The organism is Asticcacaulis sp., assembly GCF_020217185.1.
Classification (GTDB): domain Bacteria; phylum Pseudomonadota; class Alphaproteobacteria; order Caulobacterales; family Caulobacteraceae; genus Asticcacaulis.
The window spans coordinates 1-10,000 of sequence record NZ_JAIWNX010000012.1 but is presented as its reverse complement, the minus strand read 5'-3'; the positions used below and the strand labels follow the sequence as shown (position 1 = coordinate 10,000).

Genomic DNA, 10,000 nt, shown 5'->3' with positions numbered 1-10,000 from the left:
CAGGCCCAGAAAGCCGATCGTCGCCAGAAAGTAACCGAAGACAATCGGCAAGGCAGTGATCGTCGTCGCAAGAGCCCGCAGTATGAATCGCTTATGGCTTATACCCCATCCATCGACAGTCAGGAGGGCATAGGCGGTATAGGCGAGTAATAATGTCAAGATGTTCAAGATTGGCCATGTAAAGCGCAGGCCTATAAAAAAGGTAAGGCTAATCAATGTAATAATTGCCACTGCGCTGATGAGCATCGTGCGGCGTTCACCTTGCCAGAAGCTGTTGATCAGCAATCCTGCGACAGGCGCACCAAACAGACCGCCCCACAATATCCCCATGCCAATCGTCATGGCATACCTCCCTCTGTTCGGGGTTCAGGGATACCGCTCGAATTGGGTGACTTTGTGACCCTTATAGGTTGCGTCGGCGAAGGCCTTGTACCCCAGTGCAGCCGCCACCTTTTGCGACGGTGTATTGGACGGGTCGATAATGCACACGGTGCGCTGCGGGTGGGTGGCATCAAACCAGTCGTGGGCGGCGCGCACGGCCTCCAGCGCGTAGCCGCGGCCCTGACAGGCGGGCGTAATGGCCCAGGCGGCTTCGGGCGACAGGTCGAAGTCCGGTCCCAGACCCCGGTGGAAATCGGCCAGACCCGTTTCGCCGATAAAGCGCCCCGTCTCCTTATCGACAACCGCAAACAGCCCCCAGCCAAAGGCCGTCCAGTGCCCCATATAGCGCAGCAGGCGGTGCCAGACGTCTTCGGGCGACTGCGGCGTGAGCCCTGACAGGCGATAAAACTCCGGATCGCCGAACATGGCGCAAAGCGCGTTGTAATCGTCGAGGACGTGCGGGCGCAGAAGCAGGCGAGGGGTTTCGATCATACCTTAAGCGTTATCTTGCTTCGTCTGAACCCGCAATCCGGTCTGGCGTGCGGTGGCCGATGGGGTATAAGCGGGCATGACCGCAGACATTGCCCCCTTTTACGCCATAGAGATCAGCCGGCTGGCCCACGCCCTTAAGGATCAGGGGCGCTCCATCATCCATATGGAGTTCGGACAGCCCTCCACCGGCGCGCCGAAAGCCGCCATTGAGGCCGCGCATCGCATTCTCGACAGCGACGGTATGGGCTATTGGGAAAGCACGCCGCTTAAGGCGCGACTGGCGAAGCATTATCTCGACAGCTACGGCGTCAGCGTCGATCCGGAGCGCTTTATCCTCACCTGCGGGGCGTCACCCGCTCTGGTGCTGGCGCTCAGTGCGGGCTTTAGGCCGGGGGCGCGTATCGCGCTGGCGCGGCCCGGCTATGTCGCTTATCGCAATGTGCTGAAGGCGCTGAACATGGTGCCGGTCGAAATCCCTTGCGGGCCGGAGGTGCGCTTTCAACTGACCGCCGAGGCTTTGAGCGCGCTCGATCCGGCCCCGGACGGCGTGATTATCGCCAGCCCGGCCAATCCGACCGGAACGGTGATCGGGCCGGACGAACTCAAGGCCATTGCCGAGGTGTGTCGGCTACGCGGCATCCGCATCCTGTCGGACGAAATCTATCACGGCCTGACCTATGAGGCCCCGGCGCGGTCGCTGCTCGAAGACGCGCCAGACGCCTGGGTGGTCAGCAGCTTCTCCAAATATTTCAGCATGGTCGGCTGGCGGCTGGGCTGGTGTCTGGCCCCCGAAAGCCATTTGGCCGCCGCACGTGCCTATGTCGGTAACCTGTTCCTGACCGCGCCGTCGCTCAGCCAGCACGCCGGTCTGATCGCGCTCGACAGCCGCTCTGAGCTGGATGGCCACGTCGAAACCTATCGCCGCAACCGCCGCCTTCTGCTCGATGCCCTGCCGCAACTGGGGCTGAGCCGCATCGCACCGCCCGATGGAGCCTTCTACATCTATGCCGATATCGGGCACCTGACCGACGACAGCCTGTCCTTCTGCAAGGAACTGCTCAACGATACCGGCGTCTGCACGGCACCCGGCATCGACTTCGATCCAGTCGAAGGGCACCGCTTTATCCGCTTCAGCTTCGCCGTCTCGACGGCTGAGGTCGAGGACGCGATCACCCGTATGGTGCCGTGGTTTAAGGCGAAAAGTCTTTAAAGACGCGGGGGCCTGCGGCCCCTGCGTCTTCTTATCTTGATTTATTTGCGAGCAAGCTCGCATCGCCATAGGAAAAGAAGCGATAACCGCTGTCGATCGCGTGTGCATAGGCCGCCTTCATGGCCTCGGTGCCGGCGAAGGCGCAGACCAGCATGAACAGGGTCGATTTCGGCAGGTGGAAATTGGTCCACAGCATATCAGCCGAACGCACCGGCACACCCGGTGTGATGAAGATGTCGGTGTCGCCGCTGAACGGATGGATGTGGCCATCGGCATCGCAGGCGCTTTCGATCAAGCGCAGGGCGGTGGTGCCGATGGCGATGATGCGGCCTCCGGCGGCGCGGGCGGCATTGATACGCGCGGCGGAGTCGGCTGAGACGACGCCGAATTCGGCGTGCATCCTGTGGTCTTGGGTGTCTTCGACCTTGACCGGCAGGAAGGTGCCGGCACCGACGTGCAGGGTGACTTCTTCGAACAGCACACCCTTGTCCCGCAGCGCGTGCAGCAGTTCCGGCGTGAAATGCAGCCCCGCGGTGGGGGCGGCGACGGAGCCTTCGTCGCGGGCAAAGACCGTCTGGTAGTCGCTTTTGTCCTGCTCATCCTCCGGCCGTTTGGAGCGGATATAGGGCGGCAGCGGCATCCCGCCCAGCCGGTGCAACCCATTCAGCACCTCAGACGCCGCCTGTTCGAAGCGCAGCACATAGACGCCGTCTTCGTCTTTTGACAGGACGTGGGCACTCAGGTCGTCAAAACGGAGGGTGTCGCCTTCGCGGATACGGCGGCCGGGCTTGAGAAAGGCCTGCCAGCTCTGGCCATCCAGCGACTTGATCAGGGTGGCCTCGAACGCCACGCTCTGGCCCTCGCGCTCACGGGTGCCCTTGAGCTGGGTCGGCAGGACGCGCGTATTGTTGATGACCAGCAGGTCACCGGCCTTCAAAAGCGACGGCAGGTCGCCGACGAGCCAGTCTTCGCGCACCTCGCCATCGACACGAAGCAGGCGCGCGGCCTCACGCGGGGTAACGGGCCGCAGCGCAATGCGATCCTCAGGCAGCTCAAAATCGAAATCGGAAACCTTCATGCCCGCTTAAAAGGTGATCGTGAGCTGAAAATCAAGAGGCGCGTGGGGCGTCCTGTGCGGCGGGTGTGGCAGTTTCCTTGCCTTCGATCCAGTTTTCGCCGTCGATCATATCGGCAAAGATGCGGATGACGCGGGTGGGGAAGGTGACCGGATAGGCCTTGGCACGCGCCAGAACCAGCGGGTCCTGACTGATGATGGCCACCTTGCGCCCCATGTCGCGGCCCTGCGCGATGGTGGCCCACTGACGCGCCAGCCGTCCCAGCTCATCAAAGGGGACGAAGCCCTCAAAGCGCCGCATGTCGATAATGATGTCGTAAAGCCAGACCTCGCCTACGGTTTCGAGATAGCGCGCGATGCCGTTGACGATCTCCTGACCGTCCACATCACCGATGTAGCGGATAGTGATGCGTTTCTGTTCGTCGTTCTGCGAAAAGTTCAGACGGGAGCGCGGGGTCATAGGGCAGCCTCCGAATGTTGGCGACACCGTTGTCTTAACCTAACACACGTCTGTCCACAAACAAAAAACCGGCCGGACAGGTGTCCGACCGGTGGGCTTTGTCAAAGCGGGCTTACGCGGCTCAGGCGGCGTCAGCGGCGACCTTGAAGCTGACGATCTTGCCCGGCGCGCGCGGCGGCTCGCCCTTGGGCAGGGCATCGACGTGTTCCATGCCTTCGGTCACTTCGCCCCAGACGGTGTATTGGCCATCAAGGAAGCGGGCGTCTGCAAAGCAGATGAAAAACTGGCTGTCGGCCGAGTCGGGGTTTTGCGAACGCGCCATCGAGCAAACGCCGCGCACGTGCGGCTCACGCGAAAATTCGGCCTTCAGCTTCTTGCCCGAACCGCCATAGCCCTGACCTTCCGGGTCGCCGCCCTGAGCCATGAAGCCCGGAATGACGCGGTGGAAGACGATCCCGTCATAGAAGCCCTGACGGCACAGTTCCTTGATGCGTGCGACGTGGTTGGGGGCGAGGTCGGGGCGCAGCTTGATACGCACATCACCGCTTTCCAGCGTCAGGATGAGGGTGTTTTCCAGATCTTCGGACATGGGGGCTCCAGTTTAGAGCCTCATGCCGAAAAGTGGGCACCACTTTTCGGAAAAACATGAGGCGTTATAAAAAATTGAGCGATACGGCGGCTCAACTGAGCCGGCGGATGCTCAAGGTTTGCGGCTGAAATAGGCTATTCGTCGGGCTTTGACAAATCCTATCCGGTGCATTCAGTCGGCTTTTGCTCATCCGGATCGTAAAGCGCGCAGGATCGCCTGATCTCATCCTCGATCATCGGGCAGGGGTTCTGGACGTTGCAGGGCGGGTGCGTGGCCGGGCTGACGGCGCGGCAGCGCTGCACCAGCTTGTCGGCTTCGAGCTGGCCTTTTTCTTCCAGGCAGGTGGCGGTTGAGGCGCTTTTGGGGTTCAGCGTCGGCTCGGCATAGGCCAGTGGCGCTTCGGAGGCATCGACAGCGGCCACGGATTCGGCGGTGGCGTAGGACTGATCCGCTTCGCTGACGGCCACGGGTTTGCAGGCAGCCAGCATGGTGCTCAGGGCCGTGGCGATCAGGACGGGGACGAGCAGGGGCGTCAGGCGCATGGGGGCTCTCCTTTTGCGACCGACCTTACAGGCCCGGCCATAAAGGCAAAATGATTTTCCGTGTGAGGCAAAACCCGTTATAGACGCCGCATGAGTAACGATACCCCCGAAGAACCGCGCCGCCGCATGGTCAAACCGCCCGCAGGCGGCAACCTGTCCGGTCGCGCCAAGGGCCACACGGCGGTCAAGACCGCCAAGCAGCGCACGCAGTCGTCTGCCAAATGGCTGGAACGGCAACTGAACGACCCCTTTGTGCAAAAGGCTAAGGCCGAGGGCTGGCGCTCGCGCGCGGCCTTCAAGCTACAGGAAATCGATGACCGCTTTCACATCCTCAAACGCGGCGCGCGCGTGGTCGATCTGGGCTGCGCGCCGGGGGGCTGGGTACAGATGGCGCAGTCGCGGGGCGCGGCGCACGTGGTGGGGGTGGACCTGCTGCCCGTCGATCCCATTCCCGGTGCCGACATGATCGAAGCCGACTTCACCGATCCGGCCATTCCGGCGCGGCTGATGGAGATGATGGGCGACAAGCCGGACGTGGTGCTCTCCGATCTGGCGCACAACACGGTCGGTCATCGCCAAACCGACCACCTCAAGATCATGGGGCTTCTGGAACTGGCGTCGGATTTCGCGCTGGATAATCTCAAGCCCGGCGGTGCGTTCGTCGCCAAGGCCTTTCAGGGCGGTGAGACGGAGCATCTGCTGCTTAAGCTGAAACTCGCCTTCCGCGATGTAAAGCACTTCAAGCCGAAATCGAGCCGGGCGGATTCGTCGGAAATCTACATCGTGGCCCAAGGGTTCAAGGGGTAGGCTTCAAGGGTAAGGAACCATATTGCCTCTTTAGCTCGCCCCGCCCGAAATGCCGGGGAGAAGAGGGCGCACGATGAGACGATTGAAAACGATAACTCTGACCGTATTGGGCGTTCTGACCGTGGCGGTGCTGGGCTGGACAACCACCCCCTACTGGAGCCACGGTGAGGCGGTGGTTGAGGTGACGGGGACAACCACCAAGCGTGAAGGCGGCAGAGACGTCTATCTGGTTTTCACCACGTCGGGAACCTTCCGCAATACGGACAGCCTGCACTATCTGAAGTTCGATTCCTCCGATCTTCAGGGGAAGCTCAACCGGCCGGGCCGCTACCGCATAAACTATTATGGTTTTCGTGTTCCTGTGTTATCTCTGTACCGGAATATAACCAGAGCCGAACCGGCTCCATAAACAGTATGCGTACCCCAAGGAAACGAATGACCAAATTACCGCTTAATCCGTTCTTTGCCTGGACGTCTCTGGCGCTCAAAAGTTCGGAAATGCTGATGGCTTCGGCGGAGGTCATCACCCACCGCGTCAACCGCATGGCCAATGCCGACGCCATCCCCAGTGCGGAGGATCAGCGCGAATTCACCCTGATGGGGCAGGAAAAGCTCGAAGCCGGGACCGAATCGCTGATGGCGATGAGCCAGTACTGGATGAACCTCAACCACGAGGTCAGCACGCAGGCCTTTCACAACATGATGGATATGGGCCATAGCCTGACGGCGCTGGCCACCAGCCGTTCGGCGGCAGAGGCCCTGACGCATCAGGCGCGTCTGGCCGACAGCGTGATGCGCGGTGTCAACCACGCGGCCGATCTGTCCGGTAAGGCGGCGGCCTTGACCGAGCACGGCCTGAAACCGGTGCATAGCCGTGCCGTCGCCAATGCCAAGCGCCTGAAAAAGCGCAAATAACTCAATCTGCGTCCGGACTCGGCACCTCACGACCGGGTACTTCACCGGTCAACAGGCCGCGCGCCGAGATAGGCTGCGCCTTGGACAAGTCGATGCTGACCGTGGTCACATCGCGCACGCCCCAGCTTTTATCCTTGTCCGATCCGGCATCGCCCGCCGCGTTCAGCCGCCACAGATTGCCGGCCTTGTCCGTCAGGCTGTCGCCGGGCAGATCGCCCTGAGTCAGAGTAAAGGGCGAGGTATCGCCGTGGATCAGGAAGACCGGCTTGCCGAAGGCGCGGCTTTCATGGATCAGGGCCGCCCGCACCGGCAAAAAGCCGTCGCACAGGCGCTTGTCATCCACAGCCACGTCGTGACAGGGGACAAAGCGCGCCTCCGCCTTTTCATTGAACATATCGGCCTGAGTGGCGACGATGACCGCTGCGGCACCGCGTTTGCGGGCATGGGCAAAGGCGGCTTTCAGCCATGCCACATTATGGGCATCGCGCGCCTCGGCGGCGGTGGCGGCCACGCTCAGATCGTCGCCCATGACCAGATCACGGCCATTATTGGTGCCCACCACATTCATCGTCGCCACAACGAAACGCCCGTAATCGAAGCGGGCGTTTTCCGGCATGTCCGGTTGCTGCGCATAGTGCCATTTGGCCTCTCTGACTGGCGGCGTCGCAAAGAAGCCTTGACGCAGGCCCTCCAGCCTTTGCAATTCGGAAAATTTGCGCCCCGTCGTCGGATCATCCTTGCGGTCACAGTCGGTCCATTCGTTATCGCCGGGGGTGTAAAAGACCGGAATGGGCTTGAGATCAGCTAGCATTTTGGCGAAGGCCGCATCCGGCGGGCCGCAGACTTCGCCACCCGACTGCGTATCGCCGACGTGCAGGATAAAAGGAGGCGTTTGCGCTTTGACCGCCGGTATGGCTTTGGCCAGCATGGCGCGGTCGGTATCGTCATAAGGTGTGTCGTTGATGACGACAAAATCGATCCGCGCGGGCTCAGCGATGGGAAGCAGCGCGCAGCCGCCCAAACTGGCGGACAGGGCAAGGGTCGCAATGATCGACAGACGCTTCATCAGTACCTCCGGAAGTCTCCGCAGGCTAATCCGCCTCTGTGACAGGCGCAAGAATTGGGAATTAAACCGCCAGCTTCAGTTTCAGGCGGTGCGCGCGCATCATCGTCTTAAATCGCGCCTGACGGAAGAAGGCCGTTAGCCCATAGGACATTTCCACCAGCCAGCAGGCGATGCAGTACTCGGTGCGGATTTTCAACTGGCTCATGGGGTGTCTTTCAGACGAGGCAGACAGATAGGGGCGGGACGCTGTGGATAGCTTAGCTGCAAAGGCTGAACAGGCCGCCAACAAACACGGTTAAGCAAAGGTTTGCCGCCCTGATCCGCGCGTCTGAAACAATATTTCCCCAAAAGTGACGCGCCCCCTCTTTACGCGGCGCGGCGTTTCGCTTAAGCCCAACCCGCAAAATGGAGAGTCCCTTATGGATATACGCGAAGGCCTAACCTTCGACGACGTTTTGCTGGAGCCCGGTCCTTCGGACGTGGTGCCCACTCAGGTCGATACGAAGACCCGCTTCACCCGCACCATCAAACTCAACATCCCGCTGGTCTCTTCGGCGATGGATACCGTGACCGAGGCGCGTCTGGCCGTCGCCATGGCGCAGGCCGGGGGTCTGGGGATCATCCACCGCAACCTGTCCAATGAGCGTCAGGCCGAGGAAATCCGCGAAGTGAAGCGCTACGAGTCGGGCATGGTCATCAATCCGGTGACCATCCATCCCGAAACGACGCTCAGCGAAGTGCGTGACATCATCGCGCGGCGCCACATTTCGGGCTTCCCGGTGGTTGAGCGCGACACCAACAAGCTGGTCGGCATCCTCACCAACCGCGACATCCGCTTCGAAAGCGACGGTTCAAAGACCGCGGCCGATCTGATGACGCGAGATGCCCTGATCACCGTGACCGAAGGCGTCAACCAGAACAAGGCGCGCGAACTGATGGCGCTGCACCGCATCGAGCGCATCATCGTCGTCGATGACGCCTATCGCGCCGTCGGCCTGATTACCGTCAAGGACATGGAAAAGGCGCAGGCCTATCCGACGGCGGCCAAGGACGAGTCGGGTCGTCTGCTGGTCGGGGCCGCCTCGACCGTCGGTGACGCCGGCTATGAGCGTTCGCAATTCCTGATCGACGCAGGGGTGGACGTGCTGGTCATCGACACGGCGCACGGCCACTCGTCGCTGGTCGGGCAGGCGGTTGAGCGTCTCAAGCGCGAATACAACCACGTTCAGATCGTCGCGGGTAACGTCGCCACCTATGAGGCGACGCGCGCCCTGATCGACGCCGGGGCCGATGGGGTCAAGGTGGGGATCGGGCCGGGCTCGATCTGCACCACGCGCATGGTCGCCGGTGTCGGCGTGCCGCAACTGACCGCCGTGGCCGACTGCGTGCGCGCCGCAAAAGACTCCGGCGTGCCGATCATCGCCGACGGCGGTATCAAGCTGTCGGGCGATCTGGCCAAGGCCATTGCCGCCGGGGCTTCGACCGCCATGCTGGGGTCGATGTTCGCGGGCACCGAAGAAGCGCCGGGTGAGATCATCCTCTATCAGGGCCGCTCCTATAAGTCCTATCGCGGCATGGGCAGCGTCGGCGCTATGGCCCGCGGCTCGGCCGACCGCTACTTCCAGAAGGACGTACAGGATTCGATGAAGCTGGTGCCGGAAGGTATCGAGGGTCAGGTACCATACAAGGGGCCCATCGCTCCGGTCATCCATCAGCTTGTGGGCGGCTTGCGCGCCTCGATGGGCTATGTCGGCGCGCCGACCATCGAAGAGTTCCAGAAGCGGGCGAAGTTCGTGCGCATCACCAATGCGGGCCTGCGTGAAAGCCACGTCCACGACGTGATGATCACGCGCGAAGCCCCGAACTATCGCCAGTAAGGGAGTGCGGGCATGACGGTGGAATTACAGGTTCTGGTCTTTGCCGCCCTGTGGGGCGTGGCTCAGATCCTTATCGCTGCTGTCGCGCCCGCCTTCAAACCGGGCTATTTCCAGTGGAACGCCAGCCCGCGCGACGAAGCGTTCGATGTCGGCCCCGCCGCCGGGCGGATGCGCCGCGCCTATCAGAACTATCTGGAAACCTTCGCGTTTTTCGCGGTGATCGTCATTGCCCTGGCCTTTGCGGGCAAGTCGAATGACGTGTCGCGGCTGGGGGCCCATATCTACCTGCTGGCGCGCGTCGCCTATTTCCCGGCCTATGCCCTGGGCACCAAGCTGCGCAGCGCCTTTTACCTGCTTTCGCTGGTCGGTATCGGCATGTGCGTCTGGACCTGTTTTGCGTAAGGATAAAGAGTGACCCCCGCCGCCCGTCTGCAAGCCGCTTCCGATATTCTCGACCTTCTGGGCAAGACGCGCCGTCCGGCCGAAGAGGTGTTGAAGGACTGGGGCCGCAACAACCGCTATGCCGGGTCAAAGGACCGCCGCGCCATTGCCGATAAGGTCTATCAGTGTCTGCGTGCGCGCGAAC

At 61.8% G+C, this 10,000-nt stretch carries 14 protein-coding genes; 6 read left to right on the top strand and 8 right to left on the bottom strand.

Features of this window, described 5'->3' with window-relative positions; genetic code table 11:
• Window positions 1–342 (bottom strand): hypothetical protein (locus LDL37_RS00595; protein WP_290792826.1); only part of this gene is annotated, 342 nt, incomplete at its 3' end.
• A gap of 24 nt (window positions 343–366) precedes the next feature.
• Window positions 367–873: a GNAT family N-acetyltransferase gene (locus LDL37_RS00590; protein WP_290792823.1), complete on the bottom strand. Its 507-nt coding sequence runs from the start codon at window positions 871–873 to the stop codon at window positions 367–369.
• 76 nt (window positions 874–949) lie between these two features.
• On the opposite strand from LDL37_RS00590, the gene LDL37_RS00585 reads away from it, so the two are divergent.
• The gene (locus LDL37_RS00585) at window positions 950–2,083 is read left to right on the top strand and encodes an aminotransferase class I/II-fold pyridoxal phosphate-dependent enzyme (RefSeq protein ID WP_290792820.1); all 1,134 of its coding nucleotides are present in this window, start codon (window positions 950–952) and stop codon (window positions 2,081–2,083) included.
• 31 nt (window positions 2,084–2,114) lie between these two features.
• On the opposite strand, the gene queA is transcribed toward LDL37_RS00585, so the two are convergent.
• The 4 genes from queA to LDL37_RS00565 all read right to left on the bottom strand — a co-directional run bounded on the left by queA (window position 2,115) and on the right by LDL37_RS00565 (window position 4,749).
• Window positions 2,115–3,161, bottom strand: coding sequence for a tRNA preQ1(34) S-adenosylmethionine ribosyltransferase-isomerase QueA (gene queA / locus LDL37_RS00580; RefSeq protein WP_290792818.1), 1,047 nt, complete (start codon window positions 3,159–3,161; stop codon window positions 2,115–2,117).
• 31 nt (window positions 3,162–3,192) lie between these two features.
• On the bottom strand, window positions 3,193–3,618 hold the full coding sequence (locus LDL37_RS00575) for a hypothetical protein (RefSeq protein ID WP_290792815.1): 426 nt from the start codon (window positions 3,616–3,618) through the stop codon (window positions 3,193–3,195).
• 121 nt (window positions 3,619–3,739) lie between these two features.
• Complete coding sequence (locus LDL37_RS00570) at window positions 3,740–4,207, bottom strand: peptidylprolyl isomerase (protein WP_013480115.1); 468 nt, start codon at window positions 4,205–4,207, stop codon at window positions 3,740–3,742.
• A 158-nt stretch (window positions 4,208–4,365) separates the two neighbouring features.
• Window positions 4,366–4,749, bottom strand: a complete 384-nt coding sequence (locus tag LDL37_RS00565) for a hypothetical protein (protein WP_290792811.1) — start codon at window positions 4,747–4,749, stop codon at window positions 4,366–4,368.
• A gap of 90 nt (window positions 4,750–4,839) precedes the next feature.
• On the opposite strand from LDL37_RS00565, the gene LDL37_RS00560 reads away from it, so the two are divergent.
• The 3 genes from LDL37_RS00560 (at window position 4,840) to LDL37_RS00550 (ending at window position 6,471) form a co-directional block, all read left to right on the top strand.
• Window positions 4,840–5,556, top strand: coding sequence for an RlmE family RNA methyltransferase (locus tag LDL37_RS00560; protein WP_013480117.1), 717 nt, complete (start codon window positions 4,840–4,842; stop codon window positions 5,554–5,556).
• Between the two features lie 73 nt (window positions 5,557–5,629).
• Complete coding sequence (locus LDL37_RS00555; protein WP_290792808.1) at window positions 5,630–5,965, top strand: DUF1523 family protein; 336 nt, start codon at window positions 5,630–5,632, stop codon at window positions 5,963–5,965.
• A gap of 26 nt (window positions 5,966–5,991) precedes the next feature.
• A complete protein-coding gene (locus LDL37_RS00550) occupies window positions 5,992–6,471 on the top strand; it encodes a polyhydroxyalkanoate granule-associated phasin (RefSeq protein ID WP_290792806.1) in 480 nt (159 codons plus the stop codon).
• Between the two features lies 1 nt (window position 6,472).
• Here LDL37_RS00550 and LDL37_RS00545 read toward each other — a convergent pair whose 3' ends face one another.
• Complete coding sequence (locus LDL37_RS00545; protein ID WP_290792804.1) at window positions 6,473–7,537, bottom strand: metallophosphoesterase; 1,065 nt, start codon at window positions 7,535–7,537, stop codon at window positions 6,473–6,475.
• A gap of 61 nt (window positions 7,538–7,598) precedes the next feature.
• On the bottom strand, window positions 7,599–7,742 hold the full coding sequence (locus LDL37_RS00540) for a hypothetical protein (protein WP_172961266.1): 144 nt from the start codon (window positions 7,740–7,742) through the stop codon (window positions 7,599–7,601).
• A 214-nt stretch (window positions 7,743–7,956) separates the two neighbouring features.
• On the opposite strand from LDL37_RS00540, the gene guaB reads away from it, so the two are divergent.
• Window positions 7,957–9,414, top strand: a complete 1,458-nt coding sequence (gene guaB, locus LDL37_RS00535; protein ID WP_290792800.1) for an IMP dehydrogenase — start codon at window positions 7,957–7,959, stop codon at window positions 9,412–9,414.
• 12 nt (window positions 9,415–9,426) lie between these two features.
• The gene (locus LDL37_RS00530) at window positions 9,427–9,816 is read left to right on the top strand and encodes an MAPEG family protein (protein ID WP_290792798.1); all 390 of its coding nucleotides are present in this window, start codon (window positions 9,427–9,429) and stop codon (window positions 9,814–9,816) included.
• Window positions 9,817–10,000: the final 184 nt, after the last annotated feature.